The organism is Streptomyces sp. NPDC127119 (assembly GCF_042677425.1).
In the GTDB taxonomy this organism is placed as follows: Bacteria; Actinomycetota; Actinomycetes; order Streptomycetales; family Streptomycetaceae; genus Streptomyces.
Window position 1 is genome coordinate 58,263 of the sequence record NZ_JBHXTO010000028.1, and the last position, 22,914, is coordinate 81,176.

Annotated in this window: 22 protein-coding genes; 13 read left to right on the forward strand and 9 right to left on the reverse strand. The window is 70.9% G+C overall.

The genetic code is table 11. The annotated features are described in order from the left end of the window. Positions 1–98: 98 nt before the first annotated feature. The 3 genes from ACFVH5_RS15595 to ACFVH5_RS15605 are packed head-to-tail and all read left to right on the forward strand — an operon-like array spanning position 99 to position 2,349. Positions 99–1,163, forward strand: a complete 1,065-nt coding sequence (locus tag ACFVH5_RS15595; RefSeq protein WP_385834215.1) for a Rieske 2Fe-2S domain-containing protein — start codon at positions 99–101, stop codon at positions 1,161–1,163. Beyond that, on the forward strand, positions 1,160–1,360 hold the full coding sequence (locus tag ACFVH5_RS15600; protein WP_385834216.1) for a hypothetical protein: 201 nt from the start codon (positions 1,160–1,162) through the stop codon (positions 1,358–1,360). The genes ACFVH5_RS15595 and ACFVH5_RS15600 overlap by 4 nt, the downstream gene beginning before the upstream one ends. Then, positions 1,357–2,349 carry a PDR/VanB family oxidoreductase gene (locus tag ACFVH5_RS15605; protein WP_385834217.1) on the forward strand — a complete coding sequence of 331 codons (993 nt, stop codon included), beginning with the start codon at positions 1,357–1,359 and terminating at the stop codon, positions 2,347–2,349. Before ACFVH5_RS15600 ends, ACFVH5_RS15605 begins: the two co-directional genes overlap by 4 nt. Here ACFVH5_RS15605 and ACFVH5_RS15610 read toward each other — a convergent pair. Further along, a complete protein-coding gene (locus ACFVH5_RS15610; protein ID WP_385834218.1) occupies positions 2,300–3,115 on the reverse strand; it encodes an IclR family transcriptional regulator C-terminal domain-containing protein in 816 nt (271 codons plus the stop codon). The genes ACFVH5_RS15605 and ACFVH5_RS15610 overlap by 50 nt on opposite strands. 193 nt (positions 3,116–3,308) lie before the next feature. Between ACFVH5_RS15610 and ACFVH5_RS15615 the strand changes: the two genes are divergently transcribed. From ACFVH5_RS15615 to ACFVH5_RS15630, 4 genes are read left to right on the forward strand one after another with little or no spacing between them, the layout of a single operon-like run. Next, positions 3,309–4,280, forward strand: a complete 972-nt coding sequence (locus tag ACFVH5_RS15615) for an ABC transporter substrate-binding protein (RefSeq protein ID WP_385834219.1) — start codon at positions 3,309–3,311, stop codon at positions 4,278–4,280. Further along, positions 4,277–5,050: an ABC transporter permease gene (locus tag ACFVH5_RS15620; RefSeq protein ID WP_384807164.1), complete on the forward strand. Its 774-nt coding sequence runs from the start codon at positions 4,277–4,279 to the stop codon at positions 5,048–5,050. Before ACFVH5_RS15615 ends, ACFVH5_RS15620 begins: the two co-directional genes overlap by 4 nt. After that, the gene (locus tag ACFVH5_RS15625) at positions 5,047–5,835 is read left to right on the forward strand and encodes an ABC transporter permease (protein ID WP_385834220.1); all 789 of its coding nucleotides are present in this window, start codon (positions 5,047–5,049) and stop codon (positions 5,833–5,835) included. Before ACFVH5_RS15620 ends, ACFVH5_RS15625 begins: the two co-directional genes overlap by 4 nt. A 20-nt stretch (positions 5,836–5,855) precedes the next feature. After that, positions 5,856–6,677, forward strand: a complete 822-nt coding sequence (locus tag ACFVH5_RS15630) for an ABC transporter ATP-binding protein (protein WP_385834221.1) — start codon at positions 5,856–5,858, stop codon at positions 6,675–6,677. Between the two features lie 40 nt (positions 6,678–6,717). Here ACFVH5_RS15630 and ACFVH5_RS15635 read toward each other — a convergent pair whose 3' ends face one another. After that, positions 6,718–7,395 carry a hypothetical protein gene (locus tag ACFVH5_RS15635; RefSeq protein WP_384807160.1) on the reverse strand — a complete coding sequence of 226 codons (678 nt, stop codon included), beginning with the start codon at positions 7,393–7,395 and terminating at the stop codon, positions 6,718–6,720. A 277-nt stretch (positions 7,396–7,672) separates the two neighbouring features. Between ACFVH5_RS15635 and ACFVH5_RS15640 the strand changes: the two genes are divergently transcribed. Further along, positions 7,673–8,332: a helix-turn-helix domain-containing protein gene (locus ACFVH5_RS15640; protein ID WP_385834222.1), complete on the forward strand. Its 660-nt coding sequence runs from the start codon at positions 7,673–7,675 to the stop codon at positions 8,330–8,332. A gap of 129 nt (positions 8,333–8,461) precedes the next feature. Here the strand turns inward: ACFVH5_RS15640 and ACFVH5_RS15645 are convergent, their stop codons facing one another. Beyond that, complete coding sequence (locus ACFVH5_RS15645; RefSeq protein WP_385834223.1) at positions 8,462–9,505, reverse strand: alpha/beta fold hydrolase; 1,044 nt, start codon at positions 9,503–9,505, stop codon at positions 8,462–8,464. A 217-nt stretch (positions 9,506–9,722) separates the two neighbouring features. On the opposite strand from ACFVH5_RS15645, the gene ACFVH5_RS15650 reads away from it, so the two are divergent. Continuing rightward, the gene (locus tag ACFVH5_RS15650) at positions 9,723–9,950 is read left to right on the forward strand and encodes a hypothetical protein (protein WP_384807155.1); all 228 of its coding nucleotides are present in this window, start codon (positions 9,723–9,725) and stop codon (positions 9,948–9,950) included. Between the two features lie 48 nt (positions 9,951–9,998). Here ACFVH5_RS15650 and ACFVH5_RS15655 read toward each other — a convergent pair whose 3' ends face one another. Continuing rightward, positions 9,999–10,706, reverse strand: a complete 708-nt coding sequence (locus ACFVH5_RS15655; RefSeq protein WP_384807153.1) for a 4'-phosphopantetheinyl transferase — start codon at positions 10,704–10,706, stop codon at positions 9,999–10,001. Continuing rightward, on the reverse strand, positions 10,654–11,559 hold the full coding sequence (locus ACFVH5_RS15660) for a metallophosphoesterase family protein (RefSeq protein WP_384807151.1): 906 nt from the start codon (positions 11,557–11,559) through the stop codon (positions 10,654–10,656). Before ACFVH5_RS15660 ends, ACFVH5_RS15655 begins: the two co-directional genes overlap by 53 nt. Before the next feature lie 730 nt (positions 11,560–12,289). On the opposite strand from ACFVH5_RS15660, the gene ACFVH5_RS15665 reads away from it, so the two are divergent. Next, positions 12,290–13,468 carry an ATP-grasp domain-containing protein gene (locus ACFVH5_RS15665; protein ID WP_385834225.1) on the forward strand — a complete coding sequence of 393 codons (1,179 nt, stop codon included), beginning with the start codon at positions 12,290–12,292 and terminating at the stop codon, positions 13,466–13,468. An 80-nt stretch (positions 13,469–13,548) separates the two neighbouring features. Here ACFVH5_RS15665 and ACFVH5_RS15670 read toward each other — a convergent pair whose 3' ends face one another. The 4 genes from ACFVH5_RS15670 to ACFVH5_RS15685 form a co-directional block, all read right to left on the reverse strand. Beyond that, the gene (locus tag ACFVH5_RS15670; RefSeq protein ID WP_385834226.1) at positions 13,549–14,436 is read right to left on the reverse strand and encodes a sulfotransferase family protein; all 888 of its coding nucleotides are present in this window, start codon (positions 14,434–14,436) and stop codon (positions 13,549–13,551) included. Between the two features lie 197 nt (positions 14,437–14,633). After that, positions 14,634–17,681 carry an alpha-mannosidase gene (locus tag ACFVH5_RS15675; RefSeq protein WP_385834228.1) on the reverse strand — a complete coding sequence of 1,016 codons (3,048 nt, stop codon included), beginning with the start codon at positions 17,679–17,681 and terminating at the stop codon, positions 14,634–14,636. A gap of 32 nt (positions 17,682–17,713) precedes the next feature. Continuing rightward, complete coding sequence (locus tag ACFVH5_RS15680) at positions 17,714–19,051, reverse strand: 6-phospho-beta-glucosidase (RefSeq protein ID WP_385834229.1); 1,338 nt, start codon at positions 19,049–19,051, stop codon at positions 17,714–17,716. Between the two features lie 153 nt (positions 19,052–19,204). Next, on the reverse strand, positions 19,205–19,954 hold the full coding sequence (locus tag ACFVH5_RS15685; RefSeq protein WP_384807258.1) for a DeoR/GlpR family DNA-binding transcription regulator: 750 nt from the start codon (positions 19,952–19,954) through the stop codon (positions 19,205–19,207). 148 nt (positions 19,955–20,102) lie between these two features. On the opposite strand from ACFVH5_RS15685, the gene ACFVH5_RS15690 reads away from it, so the two are divergent. The 3 genes from ACFVH5_RS15690 to ACFVH5_RS15700 form a co-directional block, all read left to right on the forward strand. After that, a complete protein-coding gene (locus ACFVH5_RS15690) occupies positions 20,103–21,176 on the forward strand; it encodes a carbohydrate kinase family protein (protein WP_385834230.1) in 1,074 nt (357 codons plus the stop codon). A gap of 65 nt (positions 21,177–21,241) precedes the next feature. Then, the gene (locus ACFVH5_RS15695) at positions 21,242–22,528 is read left to right on the forward strand and encodes an extracellular solute-binding protein (protein ID WP_385834231.1); all 1,287 of its coding nucleotides are present in this window, start codon (positions 21,242–21,244) and stop codon (positions 22,526–22,528) included. Next, positions 22,528–22,914, forward strand: a 387-nt coding sequence (locus ACFVH5_RS15700; protein WP_385834233.1) for a carbohydrate ABC transporter permease, incomplete at its 3' end; no start/stop codon positions are given. The genes ACFVH5_RS15695 and ACFVH5_RS15700, both read left to right, overlap by 1 nt.

The window sequence follows — 22,914 nt, forward strand, 5'->3', positions numbered from 1 at the left end:
ACCCCGCCCGAAGACTTCCGCGAGACGGAAGGGGCATTGCGGCCCGCTGACGCTCTCCCCGACGATGCCACCACCCATCAGAGACGGGAGCAGCAAAGATGCCGCACACCACCGCCTTCGCCAGGAACCAGTGGTACGTAGCCGCCTACGCCCATGAGGTCGGGCGGGAGTTGCTCGGGCGGACCGTTCTCGGGGAGCCGCTCGTCTTCTACCGGACCGAGGACGACGGCCGGCCCGTCGCCCTGCACGACCGGTGTGTGCACCGCCGTTATCCGCTGTCCGCCAGCGGGCTCGACGGCGACCGGATCGTCTGCGGGTACCACGGCTTCACGTACGACACGACGGGTGCGTGCGTGTACGTGCCCGGTCAGAAACGGGTCCCGCGCACCGCCCGCGTCGCCGCCTACCCGGTGGTCGAGCGGGACGCCCTGATCTGGGTGTGGGTCGGCGACCCCGCCCTCGCCGACCCGGAGGTCGTACCGCGGGCCAGGCACCTCGACTCCCCCGGCTGGGTCACCGTCAGCGGGATGGAGCCGATCGACGCCGACTACGGGCTCCTCGTCGACAACCTCCTCGACCTGTCCCACGAGACGTATCTGCACGGCGGTTACATCGGCACCCCCGAGGTCGCCGAGACGCCCATCACCACCGAGGTGGACGAGGGCGCGGGCATCGTGCGGGTCAGCCGGCGCATGGCCGACGCCGCATGCCCGCCCTTCTACGCCAAGTCGACCGGTATCAAAGGGCGGATCACCCGCTGGCAGGACATCGAGTACCACGCGCCGTGTCTGTATCTGCTGCACAGCCGGATCGCGCCGGTCGGTGTCGTGCCCGAATCCGACGGCAGCGACCCGAACGGCTTCCACACGGAGATCACGTACGCCATCACCCCGTCCGCCGACGGCAAGGTGTACGACTTCTGGATGGTCTCGCGCGACTGGGCGACCGACGACGCCGAGGTCACCGAGTTCCTGCGGGCCAACAACCACACCGTCGTGATGCAGGACGTCGACGCGCTCAACCTGCTGCAGAAGACGCTCGGCACCGAGCGGAGCGGCTACCAGGAGCTGAGCATCAACATCGACACCGGCGGTCTGGCCGCCCGCCGTATCCTCGCCCGGCTGGTCGAGGAGGGCGACAAGCCCGTGGAGAAGGCGCTGTGAGCAGCTGCACCGGTGAGGTCTACCGCATCGACTGGCTGCCGGGCACCGACGTGCTCCACGGCACCTGTCACTGCGGGGCCGAGCACACCGCCGAGGACCCGGTCGCGATGTGGGAGTGGATGCTCGGCCACCCCGAAGGACACATGCCTGAAGGACACATGCCCGAACGACACACGCCCGGGGGACACCGCTCATGACCTCGTACGAAACCTACGAGGCCAATGCGGCCCACGAAGCCGAACTCGTCGTCGGACAAAGGGACGTGGCGGCCGACGGTGTGCTCGCCCTCACCCTGCGCCATCCGTTCGGGGAGGAGCTGCCCGGCTGGGAACCGGGCGCCCACATCGACGTACTCCTGGGGCCCGACCTGGAGCGGCAGTACTCCCTGTGCAGCGATCCCGCCGACCGGCGCGCGTGGCGCGTCGCGGTACTGCGGGAGCCCGAGGGACGCGGTGGATCCGCCCATGTGCACGGGCAGGTGCGGGAGGGCGACAAGGTCCGGGTGCGGGGGCCGCGCAATCACTTCGCCCTGAAGCCGTCACCCCGCTACCTCTTCGTCGCGGGCGGCATCGGCATCACCCCGATCCTGCCGATGCTGGCCGCGGCCGAGACGGCGGGCGCCGACTGGACCCTGCTGTACGGCGGCCGGACCCGCGACTCCATGGCCTTCCAGGAGGAGTTGGAGCCCTACGGGGACCGGGTGCGTGTCCTTCCGCAGGACGAGTACGGGCTGCTCGATCTCGCCGGCGCGCTCGGCGGCACCCCGCGGCCGGACACGCTCGTCTACTGCTGCGGCCCCGGTCCGCTGCTGGACGCCGTGGAGGAGCGGTGCGCGGGCTGGCCGAGCGGCACCCTGCACGTCGAGCGCTTCCAGCCCAGGGACCGACAAGTGACGACCCCTCAGGAAGCCTCAGGTGACGTCGAGTTCGATGTCGTTCTGGAGCGGTCGGGGCGCACTCTCACCGTGCCCGCCGACGCCACCGTGCTCGACACCGTGCGCGCGGCGGGCGTCGAGGTGCTCTTCTCCTGCACCGAGGGCACCTGCGGGACCTGTGAGACGGACGTCCTCGACGGCACGGCCGACCACCGGGACTCGGTGCTCACCGACGAGGAGCGGGCGGCCGGCGAGACCATGCTCATCTGTGTGTCCCGGTGCCTCGGGAAGCGCCTCGTGCTCGACCTGTGATCCGCAGGTCCGCCTCGATCCGGGCGACCGTGGCCAGCAGATGGGGCAGCAGGTCACGGCGTACGGACTCCACCGAGTTGCGGCTGGCGTGCACGGGGATGTTGACCGCCGCCACCACCTCGCCGTCCCGGTCGCGCACCGGGACGGCGACCGAGCGCAGCCCCTCCTCCAGTTCCTGGTCGACGATCGCGTACCCCTGACGGCGTACCCGGCGCAGTTCGGTGCGCAGCAGTTCGGGCGAGACGATCGTGCGGGCGGTCAGGGGGCCGAGGTCCGCGCGTGACAGCCGGGTGTCGATCTCCTCGTCGGGCAGCTGCGCGAGCAGCACCCGCCCGACCGAGGTGACATGGGCGGGAAAGCGGCTGCCGACGGTGATGGTCGCGGTCATGATGCGGTGCGTCGGTACGCGGGCGACGTAGACGATGTCGTCGCCGTCGAGGACGCACAGGGACGACGACTCCTTTATCTGCGCGACGAGTTGCTCCAGGTGCGGCTCGGCGATCTCCGGCAGGGTGACACTGGAGAGGTAGGAGTATCCGAGTTCCAGGACGCGCGGGGTGAGCCGGAACATCCGGCCGTCCGTCTCCACGTATCCCAGGTCGAAGAGGGTCAGCAGGAAGCGGCGGGCCGCCGCGCGGGTCAGGTCGCTGACCCGCGCCACCTCGCTGAGCGTCAGCTCCGGATGGTCGGCGTCGAAGGCGCGGATGACCGCGAGGCCGCGCTCGAAGGAACGGACGAAATGCGGTTCGCGATCTCCAGCAGGCATCGTCGCCTCCACGGGACGCACGGGGGTGCGCTCTGCGCACGCTAGGAGCACAGATCGGCAACTGTCAACGACCGTGCGCGTCAAGGGCATTGACCTGTTCCACGGCCAGGTTCTACGTTCCCGCTGAGCACTTCTGTGCGGTCTGCGCACAGCCTGTCGAAGAACTGTCCCGATCGTTTCAGTAGGGGGAGTGATGCGTCGTCTGCTCATCGGTCTCGTGACCGGCGCCCTGTTCGTCGCCGCGACGGCCTGCGGTTCGTCCGACTCCTCCGGGTCGGACGACAAGGACAAGGCGTCCGGCGGTACCACCACGGTCAAGGTCGGCGTCATCCCCATCATCGACGTCGCCCCGCTGTATCTGGGCCAGAAGAAGGGCTTCTACAGCGAGCGGGGCATCAAGCTGTCCCTGACGAGCGCGCAGGGCGGGGCGGCGATCGTGCCCGGCGTGGTCTCGGGCCAGTTCGACTTCGGCTTCAGCAACATGACGTCCCTGCTGATCGCCCAGTCCAAGAACGTGCCGGTCAAGGCCGTGGTGAACGGTGTCGCGTCCACCGGCAAGCAGGGTGCCGACTTCGCGGAGCTGGCCGTGAAGAAGGGCAGTCCCCTCAAGTCCGCCAAGGACGTGGAGGGCAAGAAGGTCGCCGCGAACACGCTCAACAACATCTGTGACACCTCGACCAGGGAGTCGGTCCGCAAGGACGGCGGTGACCCGTCCAAGGTGAAGTTCGTGGAGATGCCCTTCGACCAGATGCCGGCCGCGCTCGAAGGCGGTCAGGTGGACGCCGCCTGTGTCGTGGAACCCGCGCTCGCGAGCATCAAGGCGCAGGGCGGCACCTCCATCGCGTCGCTCTTCGTCGACGTGTCCCCCGACCTCACCGTGGCCATGTTCTTCTCCTCGCAGAACTACGTGCAGAAGAACCCGGAGATGGTGAAGAAGTTCCAGGCGGCGACCATCGAGTCCCTGGAGTACGCGGACAAGCACCCGGCGGAGGTCCGCGAGATCATCACCACGTACACGAAGATCCCGAAGCCGCTGGTGGAGTCGCTGATCCTGCCGCGGTGGCCCGCCGAGCCGGACCGCCGTTCCATCGAGAGGCTGGCCGAACTGGGGCAGCAGGACGGCCTGTTCGAGAAGGAGCCGGACCTGGACAAGCTCCTTCCGTGAGGGGCGCCAACGCCCTGCTGGGCGCCTGCGGGCTCGCGGCCTTCCTCGCCCTCGGCGAGGCGGTGCCGCGGCTCGGCCTGGTCGACGAGGACTACTTCCCGCCGACCAGCCGCATCGCCGACGCGCTCGCCGGCGAACTGTCCGACGACGCGTTCTGGACCGCGCTCGGGGACACCCTGACCGGCTGGGCGATCGGGCTCGTGATCGCGGTGGGCGCGGGCATCGTCGCGGGCGTCCTGATCTCGGTCACACCGTATCTGCGCGAGGCGACCGCCTCGACGATCGAGTTCCTGCGCCCGATCCCGTCGGTCGCGCTGATCCCGCTCGCCGTGCTGCTGTACGGCACCGAACTGCGCTCGGTGCTCCTGCTGGTCGTCTACGCGTCGTTCTGGCAGGTCCTCGTCCAGGTCATGTACGGCGTCCAGGACGTGGACCCGGTCGCCGAGGAGACCGCCCGCTCGTACGGCCTCGGCACCTGGGCGCGGGTCCGCCATGTGCTGTGGCCCACGGCCCTGCCGTACGTCATGACGGGGGTGCGGCTGGCCGCCGCGGTGGCGCTGATCCTCGCCGTGACGGCCGAACTCGTCATCGGGGCACCGGGGTTGGGGGCACGGATCGCCGTCGCGCAGACCTCGCAGGCGGTTCCGGAGATGTACGCGCTGGTGGTCGTCACCGGTCTGCTCGGACTGCTCATCAACGTGGGCGCGCGAACGGTCGAGCGGCGGGCGCTGGCCTGGCACCAGTCCGTACGCGGGGAGGTGGCGGTGTGAACGGCCCGGAACGCGTCCTGCTGCGGCTGCTCCTCGTCGTGGCGCTGCCGCTGCTGCTCGTGCTGGCGTGGTGGTACGCGTCGGACGGCAGCACGGACATCTACTGGCCGCCGCTGCGCACCATCCTCAGCACGTTCCCGGACGTGTGGACCGGCGAGCGGCTGCACGACGACGTCCTGCCCAGTGTGCTGCGGCTGAGCGCCGGTTACGCGTGCGCGGCCGTCGCGGGCGTGGCGCTGGGCACGGTGATCGGCTCGTACCGCCGGGTGCGGGCGGTGTGCGAACCGGTCCTCGAATTCCTGCGGGCGGTGCCGCCGCCCGTGCTCGTCCCGGTCATCATGCTGTTCGCGGGCATCGGCGACACGATGAAGGTCGTGGTGATCGCGAGCGGCTGCGTCTGGCCGATCCTGCTCAACACCGTCGAGGGCGTCCGGGCGGTCGACTCGGTGATGTCCGAGACGGCCCGCTCCTACGGCGTCACGGGCGTGGCGCGGCTGCGGTATCTGGTGCTGCCCGCGGCGAGCCCGCAGATCTTCGCGGGGCTGCGCCAGGCCCTGTCCATCGGCATCATCCTGATGGTCATCAGCGAGATGTTCGCCGCCAGCAACGGGCTCGGCTTCACCATCGTCCAGTTCCAGCGCGGCTTCGCCATCCCCGACATGTGGACGGGGATCCTGCTGCTCGGGCTGCTCGGGTTCCTTCTGTCGGTCGTCTTCCGGCTCGTCGAGCGTCGTGTGCTCGGCTGGTACCACGGTGCGCGCGACGCTTCCCGGCGGTCGTCGTGAACCTCGTGAAAGGGCGGTCCATGCTCGACGTACGCGGCCTGAAGAAGGTCTACGAGGGATCGGGCCGACGGGTGGAGGCGGTGCGCGACCTCACCTTCACCGTGGACGCCGGTGAACTGGTCTGCCTGGTCGGGCCGTCCGGCTGCGGCAAGACGACCCTGCTGAAGTGCGTGGGCGGCCTGCTCGCGCCCACGGCGGGCGAGGTGCTGATCGGTGGCCGCCGGGTGACCGGGCCGCCGCCCGACATGGCGGTCGTCTTCCAGGAGTACGGGCGCAGCCTGTTCCCCTGGATGAGGGTGCGCGAGAACGTCGAACTGCCGCTCAAGCAGAAGAAGTTGACGGCCGTCAGGAGGCGTGAGCTGGTCGCCGACGCGCTTGCCTCCGTCGGCCTCATGGACGCGGCGGGCGCGTACCCGTGGCAGCTGTCCGGCGGGATGCAGCAGCGGGTGGCGATCGCCCGCGCCCTGGCGTACGAGCCCCAGGTGCTGCTGATGGACGAGCCGTTCGCGGCGGTGGACGCCCAGACCCGGGCCGATCTGGAGGATCTGGTCCGCGGGCTGTGGCGGCAGCGGGGCATCACGATCCTGTTCGTGACGCACGACATCGACGAGGCCGTCTATCTCGGCGAACGGGTGCTCATCCTGTCCTCCTCTCCGACCGTCGTCCAGGAGCAGCTGAAGGTCGACCTCCCCGCCGAACGGGACCAGTTGCACACCCGGGTGGCGCCGCGCTTCGCCGAACTGCGCACCCATGTGTACGAGCAGATCCAGGCGGCCAAACGCGGCACACCGGTCACCGACCGGCTGGTGAAGGACCTGACCGACACGCCGCCGCCCCAGTAGGACGGCGTACGCACGTGTCACCGGCGTCCGAAGAGGGTCCTCATGCCTCGGTGGCGGGCACCACGCTGAGGTGGCCGGCCGCGCGCCGCCCGCGGCCGGGTCTGCTCGTCCGGCGCTTCGCCGGTGCCGGGCGGCGGGCCTCGCGCAGGACCAGCGTCAGCCGCGTGTACCCCATGTCGTGCAGGGTCTTGGGGGTCTCACCGACGATCCGGCAGGTGCTCCCCCACCGCGGATCGGGGTGCAGCAGCGGCCGTACCGCGCCGTCGTGCTCGACCGCGTGCGGGCCCACCGAGCGGATCCAGTGCGGCAGGCCGTGCCGGTACGCGGCGTCCATGATCGGGTCCTGGGCGATGTCCCGCAGGATCGACTGGAGTCCGTGGTCGTGGCCGTGCCGCTCCACGGCGGCGGCGAAGTGCGCCAGCATCGGCAGGCACCAGCTGGACTCGTGCTCGGCGAGGACCGTACCCGCGTCCGGGTGGAACAGGACGAACCGGAGGAAGTTGTCGCCGGGCATGGCGGTGGGGTGCGGGCCGACCGCACGGAAAAGTGTCTCGAACGCGTCGTTGGCGAGGACGACGTCCCAGCGGTGGTCGACGACGACGGACGGAAAGGTGACGGCGTCCAGAAGTGCTGCGTAGTCCTGGAGATACGCCTGGGCCTCAAGACTGTCGGGGACGGGCCGCGGCTGCGGCCGGGGCCCTCCTGCCTGGTATGCCATCGGGAGGTCCACCCCTCTTGCCTATGCGGGCTTCACGCGGCGTCGTGATCCTGCTACCCCGGCCGGAGCGGTGTCAACTATCGTGGCATTTGGCGCCCGTTGACGGCTGAATCCCGCCACAGTTGTGGCGAGACCTGGATGTGAGTTCGACCAAAGGGCTACTCTCCGGTCTTCGGGCAGTTCACGCTGCACAACACGGATCCCCACAGGGACTTCACGTCCGAGGGCTCCGGTTCCCCCACAGCGGTCGGTCGATTGAGACGTAGGAGAACTGTCGGTGACGGATGGCTTCGAGGTTCCGGGCGCCACGGCGACGGGTCTGCTGCCGGCCGTCGTGACCCGGGTCGCCGGTCTGGCGGACCGGCTCGGCGCACCGCACGGCGAGGTGTTCGACGTCCGCCGGCTGTCGACCGCCTCGGGTGTCCCCGAGGCCGTGGTCGCGTCCCTGCTGAACGGCCGGTCGGCGGGCGAACCCGACCTCCAGGCCCGGTTCCTGCAGCGCCTCGACCTGCTGCGCCGTACCCGCCTGAAGCCCAACGGCCGCCGGTACACGCAGCAGGAGATCGCCGACGGCGCGGGCATGTCGCGTCAGCAGGCGGGCGCGCTCATCAACGGCGACCGGCGCCCCACCATGGAGCACTGCGACGCCATCCAGCGCTTCTTCCGCGTCCACGCGGGTTTCCTGTCCGCCGAGGACCCCGAGGCACTCGCCGGCGCCCTGCAGCGCACCGAGCAGGATCTCCTCCAGCGGCTCGCCGACCGGGAGCGGCAGGCGGACCCGGCGACCGCGGACGACCCGCTGGAGCGGCTGCTGCAGGACCACGGGGTCCGTGGCATCGCCTGGCGGGCCGCGCAACTGCCCACCGATCAGCACCGGGACAAGGTCGCCGAATGGCTGGACATGCTCCTGGAAAGCGTCAAACGCCCCGAGTCGTGATCCGCGGGCTCACGAGAATTGGTCCGCATGTCCCTGCGAAGGCGGCGCAGCCCCTTCGAGGGGCGGGGAACTGCGCGGCCGGCCCCCGCCGGGCCCGCGGACGACGCACGACCAGCCGCCCGCCGCGCATCACGTAGCGCTCCGCTCACTCGCCGCGCGCAACTCCCGCTCCAACTCCCGGTTGCGGACCGTGTCCGCCCGCCCCGCCGCGGTCCCGGGCCGCCCGGCCCGCAGCAGCGCGCTCCACCGCTCACGGCTCCAGTCGGCGGGACTCGTCCCCTCGACGAACTCCTGCACGAGCGCGAGAAACCGCGCAGGATCCGCGTGGAACGGAAAGTGCCCGGCGCCCTCGAAGATCTCCAGCCGGCTCCCCGGCATCGCCTCGTGCGCCCCGTGGGCGTGCCGCACGGGCACCACGCCGTCGCGGTCGCCCCACACCAGCAGCGTGGGCATGCCCTCGGTGAGGTAGCAGCGGTCGAGCATCGTCACCACCTGGCCGCGCCAGTCGACGACCGCCCGCAGGGTACGGATGAACGCGTTGCGCGAGGTCGCGTCGGGCAGCGCGTCCACGAGGGTGAGCAACTCGGGCGCGTCCTGCCCGAGATCGGTGTCGAGCAGCCGCATCAGCTGCGCGAACAGCCGGGCCTGGAACGCCATGCCGGGCAGCCGCAGCGCGGACAGCGCCAGCTGGGCCCCGGGCAGGGACACCGCCCGCAGCACGGGGTTCACCTCGCGGCCCACACCTCCCGCGCCGACCAGGATCAGCCGCTCGGTGCGCTCGGGGAACTGGTAGGCGAACTGCATGGCGACACCGCCGCCGAACGAGTGGCCGACCAGCGTGGCCCGTTCGACGCCGAGCGCGGCGAGCAGATCGCGCAGGCCGTTGGCGTAGGCGGCCACCGAGTAGTCGGCCCGGGGCTTGTCCGAGGCGCCGTGGCCCAGCAGGTCGGGGGCGATCACCGTATGGGTGCGGGCCAGACCGGGGATCAGTCCGGCCCAGGTCGCCGAGGAGTCGCCGATGCCGTGGATCAGGACGAGGGCGGGGCCCTCGCCGGTCATGCGGTAGGCGCGGCGGTAGCCGTGCACGACGCGGTGGCGCAGCCGCAGTTCGCCTTCGCCCACCGGCCGCAGCCGCAGGGCCCCGCGCGGGCGCCGTCGTGGGGTGTCGACCACCGGCTCGTCTCCCCTCTCCGGGCCTCCGTTCCAGCGTAAGCCCCTTGTCCGACAAGGGGTTTCCGTGAGGTTTCCCCTCGGCTAACCGGGCGAACGAACACGCACGGAAAGGGCATTGTCAGTGGCGGACGGCAAGCTGGACCCAGCGCCACCGCTGTGCGGCGGCGCGAGCAGCACCGAAGAGCGGAAGCCGAGCCGAACCGGGGAGAGCCGTCCGATGCCGACAGCCGTACTGACCGATCACGAACGCACCGCCGTGCAGGCCTATCTGCGCCTGCTGCAGACCGTACGAGCCGCGATGGACTCCCCGTCCGGTGCGGGGCGGCCGGTGGTCGTGCCGCCCTCGGCCCTCGCGGAGGCGGAGCGCGCGCTGGCCGCGGCCGGCCTCGAGGGCAACGAGGAGGCGTTCTTCCGCCTGCTGCACACGTGGTGCCCGGAGGTGTGATGAACCACCGTCAGCCCCTGGGCCGCCCCTCGCCGGGCGGTGCCGCGCTCAGTCCTGCCCGTGCGGCACGGTCACCGAGGTCGCCACGAGTCCCCGGCTCACCGTCCAGCGCCCTTCGAAGCGGCCGATGCGACGGCCGTCCACCACCGGTCCCGGCACGAGGAGTCCGGCGCTCAGGCCGCCGGACGTGGTGTGTCCGGGATCCATGAAGATCTCGATGTCGGCCTCCGAGAAGTCGAGCCATTTCCCGGTGAGGGGGAACCACGCCTTGTAGACCGACTCCTTGGCGCTGAACAGGAGCCGGTCCCAGTGGATCTGCGGATGCTCCGCGGCCAGCTCGCCCAGCCGCCGGACCTCGTCGGGCAGCGCCACCGAGGGCAGCACGTCGGCGGGCAGCGGCAGATGGGGTTCCGCGTCGATGCCGAGGGAGGCCAGGTCGGTGGCCCTGGCCAGGGCGGCGGCGGCGTAGCCCTCGCAGTGCGTCATGCTGCCGATCAGCCCGGTGGGCCAGCGCGGGGCTCCCCGGTCGCCGCTGACGACGGCCTGCGGGGGCACGCCGAGCTTCTCCATGGCACGCCTGGCGCAGCCGCGGACCACGGTGAACTCGCGGCGCCGCTTCGCGACGGCGCGCGCGATCAGCGCCTCTTCCTCCGGATACAGCTCGGGGTACGGCGTCGGGGCCCCGGTGCCCTCGGCGTGGTCGTCAGCGTGTGCCTCCACGGCCACGACCGACTCCGGGAGCAGTTCCTCGATCACCGGATCCGACCTCCATCGGCAGAATACGGCGCAGCTTGCCCGGCGGTTCCGAGCGCTTGCGCCACTCGCGGGGGTAACCCACCGACACCTCTTCGAAGCGGACGCCGTCGAGCCAGGTGGTGCGGGGAATGTGCAGGTGGCCGTAGACCATGACGCTCACCCGGTGGGTGCGGTGCCAGTCCGCGGTGAGCCGGGTGCCGCACCACATGGCGAACTCCGGGTACCAGAGGACTTCCGTGGGGTGCCGGTCCAGCGGGTAGTGGTTCACGAGCACCGTGGGCAGCCCGTCGGGGATCTCCGCGAGTCTGCGTTCGGTCTCGGCCACCCGGGCCCGGCACCAGGCCTCGCGGCTGGGGTACGGGTCGGGGTGCAGCACGTGCTCGTCGGTGCAGACGATGCCGGTGCCGTGGGCGTACGCGAGGCCCTCTTCCTTGGTCGCGCAGCCCGCGGGCAGGAACGAGTAGTCGTAGAGGAGGAAGAGGGGGGCCACGGCGACGGGTCCTTCGGGGCCCTCCCACACGGGGTAGGGGTCCTCGGGGGTGATCACGCCCAGTTCGCGGCAGAGCTGTACGAGGTGTTCGTAGCGGGCCACTCCGCGCAGGGTGACGGTGTCCTTGGGGTGGGTCCACAGTTCGTGGTTGCCCGGTGCCCAGATCACCTTCTTGAAGCGGCGGCTGAGCGTTTCGAGGGCCCAGCGGATGTCGGCCACCGTCTCCGCGACGTCGCCGGCCACGAGGAGCCAGTCGTCGTCGGTCTCGGGGCGCATCGCCTCGACGAGAGCGCGGTTCTCGGCGTATCCGATGTGCAGGTCGCTGATGGCCAGCAGCCGGCCCTGACGGTCAGCCGTCGTCACCCTCGCTCCCTCCCCGTGCCGGGACGCCTCACAGCCGCCCGGATGAGAACACAAGAACACACGCGCACGGCGCGGTACAAGAGCGACCGCGCGCGAGGTTGGGACCCGCGCCCCGAGACACCGGGTACCCGTCCGGGGCGCCGGACGGGCCGCACTCCGCCGCGCACCACGGCCCGCCCGTCCGGGCGCCGCCCGACCGCCACGCACGCGGCGCACGGCCCGGTCCGTGCACACGCCCCCACCGACCGGGCCGCGGCCCGGTCGGGCTGCCGTCCGCCCGGCGGACCGACCAACCGACAAGCCCCGCCCCACGGGCCGAAGCGCCAGGATTCGACGTGCCCGCGTGCCCCCGTCCGACGAGGCGCCCGCCTGCGTGTCCGGCCGTGTGCCGGGTCGTCCATCGGCCGGTCCGACCATCCGACGACGGTGATCTGGAGCACCGGCGGCCGTCCGGGCGCACCCCGTGGGAACTGTTCGGCGCCGGCGGGGTGCAGGGCCTCTGACCTGGCGTGCGAGCCCCGGCGGGCCCGGCGGACGGACCCGTACGGCGGACCCGGCGGGTGATTCCGTAACACGCCTGTAGCAGCAGCACTGCTCAGGAACCCCTATGATCGGCCATACACAACCGCCACGAACTCCCGTTTTCGAACGGCGGTTTTGTGTACCCACTCAACCTCTTGCCGAGCACGGCCTGCTTTGACGTGCCCGCAAACCCTGAAAGGCGGCCTGCATGGTCTCTCGCGTACGCGTCTGGCTCAACCGCACGTACGCGGAGAACGTGTTCTTCATGGATCAGCTGCGGCGAAATCCGTGTGGCCGCGCGGTCGAGATCCACGCCACCCACGGCGACCCCGACTCCCCCATCCTGGCCGCCGCGGACATCGCCGCGATGGAGCCGGAGGGGCTGTCCCCGGCCGCCTACGTCGAGTACGCGCTCGACCAGTGCGCCCGGCACTCGATCGACGTGTTCGTGCCCGTCCTGCACCAGACCGCCCTGGCCGAGCACCGCGAGGAGTTCGCCGCGGTCGGCACCGCGCTGCTCGCGCCGCCCGCCGAGGCCGTGCACACCTTCCAGGACAAGGTCGTCGCGTACGAGGCCGTCGAGAAGCTCGGCGTGCCGGTGCCTCCGTGGCAGCGCGTCCGCACCGCCGACGAGCTGATCGCCGCGGTCGACGAGTTGGAGGCCGCCGGGCACAAGGCGTGCTTCAAGCCCGCCTCCGGAGCCGGTGGCGTCGGCTTCCGCATCATCACGCGCACCCCCTTCTCGCTCATGCACCTGAGCGGCTTCCCCAGCCCGTACATGCCGCTGGACCTGGTCGTCCAGGCGCTGCGGCAGGCGGACGAGCCCGTGGACTGGCTCGTCATGCCCCTTCTGGGCGAGCCCGAGGTGTCCGTGGACTGCCTCACCGGCCCGGACGGACGGGTCCGGATGGCCGTGGGCCGTACGAAGAACGGGCGGCGGCGCGGCTTCACGCTCGACCCGTCGTTCATCGAGCCCGCGCGGGTCCTCGCGGAGGGCTTCGGGCTGCACTACCTGACGAACATCCAGTTCCGGATGCTCGGTGACAAGCCGGTCCTCATGGACGTCAACACGCGCCCGGCGGGCGGCCTGCACCAGCTCTCGCAGTGCGGGATCAACGCGCCGTGGGCCGCCGTGCGCCTCGCGCTCGGCGAGGAGCCGGGCGACGTCGTCCCGCCGTTCCTCGGCTCGGACTACGCGGTGGTGTCCGGGCCGCGCGCGGTGCGTCCCGTGTCGGCGCCGGAGCAGCACACGGACCTGGACCTCCCCGCCCCCGTGTCGACGCCGGACGCCGTCACCGAGGCGCAGACGGCCCATGCGGCCCACACGCCCAAGGCGACTCATTCGGCTCAGGCCGCGCAGTCCTCGGACAGGCCCTTGACCGTCTGATCGGTCCACAGCGCCTCGCCGGCGACCCGGTCGCGGATCCGCGACCGGCCGTGCCCCGGCGGCGGCACGGTGATGCCCGGTCAACCGGTCGGATACCCCCACGCCTTGGCCAACTCGGCCAGTTGTGGGGGTAGTTCGGCCTTCGGGTCGGCCGGGCGGGCCGGCTGGATGCGGCCCGACCTGATGGTGGGGCTCCAGTCGCCGAGCTGGGGCCGGAAGGTGCCGTGGTCCTTCTTCCCGTAGTCGAGCATCGCGCTCTCCCAGGGCACGTCCAGGTACGCGCACAGCGCGCGCGTGGTCCGCTCGGGATCGGCGGTGAGGCCCTCGTACGTCATCACGTGGGCGTCGAGGGTACGGCGGGCCTCTTCGAGCCGTACGCCGTAGTCGAGCACCTCGGCGCGGATCTGCTCGGGGTCGGGATCGGTGCGGCGGTCGGTGAGGGAGGCGACCACGGCGCCGGGGTGGCGCAGCAGCACGATGTAGCGGGCGTTGGGCCAACATCGGTGCAGGCGCGGCCAGATGAGGGTGTTGGGCGGGGTCTTGTCGACGATGATCTGCTTGCCGCTGCGGGCGAGTTCCAGGTGCATCACCCGGTCCCACAGCGTGTGCTCCAGCTCCTCCTTGTCCAGCTCCAGTGCCCGCATGGCGTCGGCGGTGAAGTCGCGGGAGAGATGGACGTGCAGGGTGCGCAGATGCATCTCGTGCGGGGCGCGGATGCTGCTGTGGCTGTTCAGCAGGACCCGCAGGAGGGTCGAGCCCGAGCGGACGCAGGACAGGACGAAGACCGGCGAGTCCACCAGCCGCGGGGCGCGGGGCGCCACATAACCGTCCTCGGCGCGGGAGCCCTCGGCGTCGCGGGGCGCGGGTACGGCGTCGAGGCCGCGGCGCGGCGGGCTCACGGCCTGGGCCATCAGTCTGCCGCGGCGCCGAAGCCCCTTGCCGATCGCGGACATGCGCGGGTCTCGCACGGTGACACCTTTCTCTCGTACTGCCCCTCATCACAGGGGCGCCGAGCGAACCGCAGGTGTCGTGCAGGGAACGGGGACGGGTCACGGCGGGCCGCGAACCCTCCGTGACCAGCCCTGACCTGCCCTCTTACCGCTTCCTTAATTGTTCATGGGAAACGGGGTCACCGCTTCCGCATGAGCGTGTCCCTCACCTCACCTCACTTCGCCACGGCCAGGCGCAGCGTCTGGATCTCGAAGGGGCGCAGGGTGACGGGCACGCCGTTCCCGTCCGTGTCCGCGGTGGACAGCGGGCGCTCCAGGAGGTCGGTGATCTCCGCGCCGGCCAGCGGGAAGCTCGTGCGCAGGGTGCCCTGGGCCCGGCCGCCGCGGGACTCGTAGAGGCGTACGACGACATCGCCCGAGGTGTCGTCGGCGAGCTTGACGGCCTCGATGGTGACGCCCTCGCCCTCGACGGAGACGACCGGTTCGGGGGTGCCCGCCGAGTCCGCCACCCGCAGCGGCAGGTTGAGGGAGTAGCCCTCGGCGACCGCGTCCTCGATGGTCGCGCCGGGCAGCAGCGCGTAGGTGAAGTGGTGCCTGCCCTGGTCGGCCGCCGGGTCGGGGATGCGCGGGGCGCGGACCAGGCTGAGCCGGACCGTGGTCGTCGTACCGCCGTCCTCGCGGACCGTGCGGGAGACGTCGTGGCCGTAGGTGGAGTCGTTGATGACCGCGACGCCGTAGCCGGGTTCGCCGAGGTGGATCCAGCGGTGGCCGGAGACCTCGAAGCGGGCCGACTCCCAGGTGGTGTTGGTGTGCGTGGGCCGCTGGATGTGGCCGAAGGCGATCTCGGCGGACGAGTGCGCCGCCCGGATGTCGACAGGGAAGCCCGCCTTGAGGAACTTCTCGGCCTCGTGCCAGTCGATGTCCGTCTCGAAGTCGATCCGGGGGCTGCCGGCGCGCAGGCTGATCGTCTGCGTGATGCGCGAGCCGTTGCCGAAGGAGCGCTCGACGCGGATCGCCCCGAGCAGCGGGTCGTCCTCGACGACCGTCACGTACTCGGCGTCCAGGAGGTCCGTGTAGCGGTTCTTGTAGTGCTTGTCGACGTCCCAGGCGTCCCAGTAGTTCGGGAGGTCGGTGTGCAGGCGGAGCAGGTTGCCCTGGTCCGCCAGGACCTCACGGCCGCCGTCGCGCAGATCGCGGACGGAGGACAGGGTGCCGTCCTCGGCGATCTCGACGCGGACCAGGCCGTTGTCGAGGACGCGGCCGGTGACGGTCACGGGGTTCGGGACCGCACCGGTGCCGAGGGGCGCGCTGCCGTTCGCCGGGACGACCGTGTGGGCCAGGGAGCCGTCGGCGGTCCGCACGACCTCCCGGCGCTCTACGGGGCTCGTGTTGAAGACGCGGGCGCCGCCCGTGCCGAGCGCGGTGACGGCCTCGGCGGTCAATGCCTCGACCTCCTCGGCGACGCGCGCGTACTCGGCCTCCGCCTCGCGGTGCACCCAGGCGATCGAGGAGCCCGGCAGGATGTCGTGGAACTGGTGGAGCAGGACCGTCTTCCAGAGCCGGTCGAGCTTGTCGTGCGGGTAGGCGTAGCCGGGCGCGTGCAGCGCGGCCGTCGTGGCCCACAGCTCGGCCTCGCGGAGCTTGTGCTCGCTGCGGCGGTTGCCCTGCTTGGTGCGGGCCTGGGAGGTGTAGGTGGCGCGGTGCAGCTCCAGGTACAGCTCGCCGACCCAGACCGGGGCGTCGGGGTACTCCTCGCGGGCCTTGGCGAAGAAGTCGTCGGGGTGCTCGACGACGACCTTGGGCGAGCCCTCCAGGTCGGCGAGGCGGCGCGCCCGTTCCATGATCTCGCGGGTGGGGCCGCCGCCGCCGTCGCCCCAGCCGAAGGGGGCCAGCGAGCGGGTGCCGACGCCCTTCTCCTGGTAGTTGCGGGTGGCGCGGGCCATCTCCTCGCCGCTGAAACGGGCGTTGTAGGTGTCGACGGGCGGGAAGTGCGTGAAGATCCGCGTGCCGTCGATGCCCTCCCACCAGAAGGTGTGGTGCGGGAACTTGTTGGTCTGGTTCCAGGAGATCTTCTGGGTGAGGAACCACTCGTTGCCGGCCAGCTTGGCGAGCTGCGGGTAGGACGCGGTGTAGCCGAAGGAGTCCGGCAGCCAGACGCCCTTGGTCTCGACGCCGAAGTGCTCGATGAAGAACCGCTTGCCGTGGACGAACTGGCGGGCGACGGCCTCGCCGCCGGGCAGGTTGCCGTCGGCCTCCACCCACATGCCGCCGACCGGCGCCCACTGGCCCTTCTTGACGGACTCCTGGATGCGGGCCCAGACCTTCGGGTAGTTGTCGCGCACCCACTCGTACTGCTGGGCCTGCGAGCAGGCGAAGACGAAGTCCTCGTACTCGTCGGCGAGCGAGGTGACGTTCGAGAAGGTGCGGGACGTCTTGCGCTTGGTCTCGCGGATCGGCCAGAGCCAGGCGGAGTCGATGTGCGCGTGGCCGACGCCGGAGACGATGTGGGCGCTGGCGTTGGCGGGCTTGGCCAGCGCGGGCTTCAGCGCGGCCCGTACGTCGGCGGCGGAACCGGCGATGTCGTCGAGGTCCAGCAGGTCCAGGGCCCGGTCCAGGGCGTGGGTGATCTCGTGCCGGCGGGGGTCGTGCTCGCCCAGCTCCAGCATCAGCTCGCGCAGGACCTGGATGTCGAGGTCGAGGTGCCAGACCTCCTCGTCGAGGACGGCGATGTCCGCGCGCCGGAAGGTGTAGAGGGGTTTGTCGCCCGCGGTGCGGATGTCCCCCATCGGCGTGATCTTCGAGAAGTCGTCGGCGAGGATGTCCGGGTTGGAGGCCGCCTCCACCAGGTAGTCGATCTCCTCGCCGCCGACGGCGGGGTTGGCGATCGCCACGTACTGGTTGAGCGGGTTGACCGCCTTCAGCGGGGTGCCGTCCGTGAGGTGGACGAGGGCCTCGGCCTGGTTTCCGGGCCAGTCGCCGACGAAGCCGAGGTCGATGACCGCCTCGACGCGCCGGCCCGCCCACTCTGCGGGCACCTGCCCGCGCATCCGGAACCAGGTCGTGCCCCAGGGCGGGCCCCACGGGGTGCCCGTCGTGAAGGGCGCGTACGAGGCGGACGCGGCCTCCTCGAAGGGGACGGGCTCCCCCGGTGCCTGCCATGCCTCGATCTCGAAGGGCACGGCGGCGGCGTAGATCGCGGCCTTGATGCGCTGGTCGTGAAGGCGCTGGACGCGCTCCTCGATTCGCCGGCGTTCGTCGTGCATGAAAGTCTCCAGGTAACGAGCGGGGAAAGCGCTTACTTGAGGTAGGCCAGACCAGGATGGACCGCGGTGTACCCGTCCACCAGGTTGCGTGCCACATTCACCGAGTCGACCAGCGGATGCAGCGCGAAGGCCTTCACGGCCGTGGCGCGCGATCCCGACCCGGCGGCGGCCAGCACCTCCCGCTCCACGGCCTTCACCGCGCACACCAGACCGGTGGCGTGGTCGGGCAGCGGGGCCACGGCGACCGGGTGCGCGCCGTTGGCGTCGACGAGGCAGGGCACCTCGATGACGGCGTCCGCGTCGAGCGCCGCGAGGGTGCCCTGGTTGCGGACGTTGAGGATGAGCGTGGTCCGCTCGTCGCGGGCGATGGCCCGCATCAGGGCGAGCGCCACCTTCTCGTAGCCGCCGGAGAGGTCGTCGGCGTCGCGCTCGCCCGCCCCGGCCGTCTCCCGGTTCTCGGACATGTACGTGGCCTCGCGCTCGGCCCGCGTACGGTCCCAGGCGGTGAGGGCGGCGCTGTCCGGGCGGCTCATCTCCTCGTAGAAGCCGGCCTGCTGGTCGCGCAGGAACGCGCCGCGGGTCTTCTCGGCCTGGCTGTAGGCGCGGACGGCCTCGCGGTTGAAGTAGTAGTAGTGCAGGTACTCGTTCGGGATGGCGCCCAGCGACTGGAGCCAGTCGGTGCCGAAGAGCTTGCCCTCCTCGAAGGAGCCGAGGAGGTCGGTGTCGGCGAGCAGCCGCGGGAGTTCGTCGCGGCCGGCGACGTGGAGTCCGCGGACCCAGCCGAGGTGGTTGAGGCCGACGTAGTCGATCCAGGCCTCGCGCGGGTTCGCACCCAGCACCCGGGCGATCCGGCGGCCGAGGCCGACCGGGGAGTCGCAGATGCCGATGACACGGTCGCCGAGGTGGTGGGACATGGCCTCGGTGACCAGGCCCGCCGGGTTGGTGAAGTTGATGAGCCAGGCGTCGGGCGCGAGCCGGGCGACGCGCCGGGCGATGTCGACGGCGACGGGAACCGTGCGCAGGCCGTAGGCGATGCCTCCGGCGCCGACGGTCTCCTGGCCGAGGACGCCCTGGTCGAGGGCGACCCGCTCGTCGGCGGCGCGGCCTTCGAGGCCGCCGACGCGGATCGCGGAGAAGATGAAGTCGGCGCCGCGCAGTGCCTCGTCGAGATCCGTGGTGGCGGTCACGGCCGGTGCGTCCGGGTGGCCCGCCGCCTGCTCGGCGAGGACCCGGGCGACGGCGGAGAGCCGTCCCCGGTCCAGGTCGTGCAGGACGACGTCGGTGACGCGGCCCTCGCCGCGGTCGCCGAGGAGTGCCCCGTACACGAGCGGCACGCGGAATCCGCCGCCGCCCAGAATCGTCAGCTTCACGCAACTGCCCTTTCGCTGTTCCTCGGGGTCATCAGGGTCGACGGGCCGGCAGCGCGGCCGGAGCCGCAGGGGCCGCCGGTGTCATCGCGGTCCCGGAGCCCGCCCTCGGGTTCCCGCGCACGCCGGGGGCCGTCGACCCCTCGCGTGCGCCGCTCACGTGAGCACCACGCGTACGCCCGCCTCTTCCAGGGCGGCCCGCGTCCCGGCGTCCGCCGGTCCGTTGGTCACCACGACGTCCAGGTCCTCGGGCCCGCAGACCTTCGCCATCCCCGTCCCCGGGAACTTGGCGCGGTCGGCGAGCAGGACGACCCGGTCGGCCGCCCCGATCATGGCGCGCTTCACCGGCACCTCGACGACGGTCGTGTCCATCACCTGCCCTCCCGGCCGTACTCCGCTCGTTCCCAGGAACAGCCAGTCCGCATGCAGCTGGCGCAGGTTGTCCTCGGTGAGGAAGCCGACCAGGGAGCGGTACTCACGGCGGACCATGCCGCCGAGCAGCACCAGCTCGATGGCCTCGTCGTCCACCAGCTCCTCGTAGACCACGAGGTTGCTGGTGATCACGGTGATCCGGCGGCCGTGCAGCTGCCGGGCCAGCCGGTAGGCCGTGGTGCCGATGTCGAGCAGGACGGACTGGCCGTCCTCGACGAGGGCCGCCGCACGGGCCGCTATGGCGTCCTTCTCGGCCACGCGCACCTCGGCGACCTCGGCGAAGGGCTGGTCGCCCTCCTCGGCGACCGCTCCGCCGTGGACCCGGGTGAGCAGGCCCTCCTCCTCCAGCTTGAGCAGGTCGCGCCGGACGGTGGCGGGGCTCACGCCGAGCTGCTCCGAGAGGTCGGTCACGGCCGCGGGGCCACCGGAGCGCAGGGCCCGCAGGATGAGTTGATGTCGTCGCTCTGCCAGCACGACCTGAACAATAGTCGTCATCGGCCATCATTTCTATGCTCTGTTCTGCTCAACTCTTGCCAAATGTGCCGGAGACGCGCACGATCCTGTCCACCGAAACACGATTCGGTGCACCGAAAATGAAGAGTTTTGACGAGAGGATGCGCTCGTGGGTGAGACACGGCCCGACGCGCGGCCCGATGTGCTGCTGACCGGGCTGCTCTTCTACGACCTCGTCCTGACCGGTCTGGGCAAGCCGCCGACCCCCGGCGAGGAGATCTGGACCGACGGGATGGGCACGAGCCCGGGCGGCATCGCCAACCTGGCCGTGGCCGCGGCCCGCTACGGCCTGACGACCTCCCTGGCCACCGTGTTCGGCGACGACTACTACGGCGCGTACAGCCGTGAGATCCTCGCCGGCCAGGAGCACATCGACCTCTCGCTCTCCCGTACCGCGGACGGCTGGCACACCCCCGTCACCGTCTCGATCGCGTACGGCCACGACCGGGCCCTGGTCACCCACGGCCAGGAGCCCCCGTACTCGCAGGACGTGCTGATGGGCGACCCGCCCGCCGCGCGCACGGCCCTCGTGCACATCGAGGCCGAACCCCGCGACTGGATCGCCAAGGCCGCCGCGAACGGCACGAAGATCTACGCGGACGTCGGCTGGGACCCCACCCAGCAGTGGTCCTCGGACCTCCTCGACCAGCTCGCCCTGTGCCACGCCTTCGTCCCGAACGACACCGAGGCGATGGCGTACACCCGCACCGACACCGCGGCCGACGCGCTCTCCGCGCTCTCCGAGCTGGTGCCGGTGGCCGTGGTCACCCGCGGCCGGGACGGCGCGATCGCCGTCGACCAGACCACGGGCGAGCACGCCGACGTGCCCGCCCTCGCCACCGACGTGCTGGACGCGACGGGTGCCGGAGACGTCTTCGGCGCGAGTTTCGTCGCGGCCTCGCTGGAAGGCTGGCCCCTGGAGGAGCGGCTGCGCTTCGCGGTGCTGGCCGCCGGACTCTCCGTACAGCGGCATGGCGGGGCACTGGCCGCGCCCGGCTGGTACGGGATCCACCGGTGGTGGCGCTCCCTCAGGAATCCCGAACTGCGGCGCGCGTACGGCTTCCTGACCGACCGTATGCCCGTCGATCCCGGCCCCCCGGTTCCCCACGCCCCGGTGACTCCACCCGCCCCCACGGCACTCCCGATCTCCCCCGACGCATCTCCCGCGACGCATCCCTTCTGATGCCTGGCTCCTGATGCGTTTCTCCTGATGCGAAGACCGAACACATCCGAAAGGCGGTGGGAGCTGTGCGGCTCTCACGAAGGGGCCTGCTCCGCGCGGGACTGGCCGGTACGGCCGCGACCGCGCTCGGCAGCCTGGCGTCCGGCTGCGCCGTACCGACCGGCTCGACGGGCCGGAACATGGTGCTCTGGTACTGGAGCGGCGGCCTGAGCGACACCGTCGTCAAGAAGGCCAGGGCCCGTTACGACAGTGCCGTGGACCTGGACGCGATCCAGATCGGCGGTTACTACCGCTCCAAGCTCATCACCACGATGACCGGCCGGGCCCATGTCCCCGACATCGCGGGGCTCAAGGGCGAGGACATGGCGTCGTACCTGCCGAACGCCGACCAGTTCGTGGACCTGCGCACACTCGGCGCGGAGAAGCTCAAGAGCCAGTACCTGGACTGGAAGTGGCAGCAGGGCGTGGCCCCCGACGGCAGCCTCATCGGCTTCCCCATCGACGTGGGTCCCGTCGTGCAGTACTACCAGCCGGCCGTCTACGAGAAGGCCGGGCTCGCGTACGAACCGGACGACGTGTCGAAGGAGATGGGCACCTGGGACCAGTTCTTCGCGGCGGGTGAGCAGCTCAAGAAGCGGGTGCGCGGGGCGTTCATCCTGACCGACATCACCAGCGTCTTCGAGATGTCGATCGGACAGGGCACCCAGCGGTTCGTCGACGAGGACAAGCACTTCATCGGCGACCAGGAACATGTGCGTGTCTGCTGGGACCGTGCCGTGGAGGCCAAGCGGCGCGGCCTCGCGTCGAGCATCGTGACGGGCACGCCCGACTCGATCTCGGCCACCGAGAGCGGCGAACTGCCCAGCCAGCTCAACGCCTCGTGGGCGGCGGGCGACCTCAAGCTCCAGTACCCGAAGACCAAGGGCAGATGGCGGGTCGCGAACTGTCCCGGCGGCCCCTCGAACGTGGGCGGCTCCTTCCTCGCGATCACCAAGGCGTGCCGTGAACCCGAGAAGGCCTTCGAGATCATCACCTGGCTGCTCAACGCGGACAACCAGGCCCAGGGCTTCATGGACGCGGGACTCTTCCCCTCGACCCCCGCCTCGTACGAGCTGAAGAAGCTGCGGGAGAACGACCCGTTCTTCGGCGACCAGATCACGATGGACGTGTACGGGCCGGCCGCGGAGAAGATCCCGGTCGCCTTCAACAGCCCGTACGACGTGGCGCTCGGGCAGCCGATCAGGGACGAGATCAAGAACGTCGGCGTCCTCGGCAAGAACCCCGAGAAGGCATGGAAGGACGCCATGAGCAAGTGCCGGCGTATCGCGGACCACCTGGGGGTGAGCTACTGATGGCTACCGCACCCCTGGTCGAGAAGCCCCCGGCGCCCGTCGCCGAACCGCCCGCGGCCCAGCCGAAGAAGGGCATCCTCAGCTACTGGCGGCTGTACGCCGCGATCTCCCCCTTCTACCTCCTCTTCCTCGCCTTCGGTCTGATCCCGGTCGGCTTCTCGCTCTATCTGTCGTTCCACCGGTGGGACGGCCTCGGCTCGATGGAGTACGCGGGCCTCTCGCAGTACCGCTATCTGCTGAGCGACACCGACTTCTGGAGCTCGATCGGCAACACGCTGATCATCTGGGCGCTGGCCACCTTCCCCATGATCTTCCTCGCGATGATCACGGCCGTGATGCTCAACTCGGCGGTCCGCTTCAAGAACGTCTACCGCTTCGCGTACTTC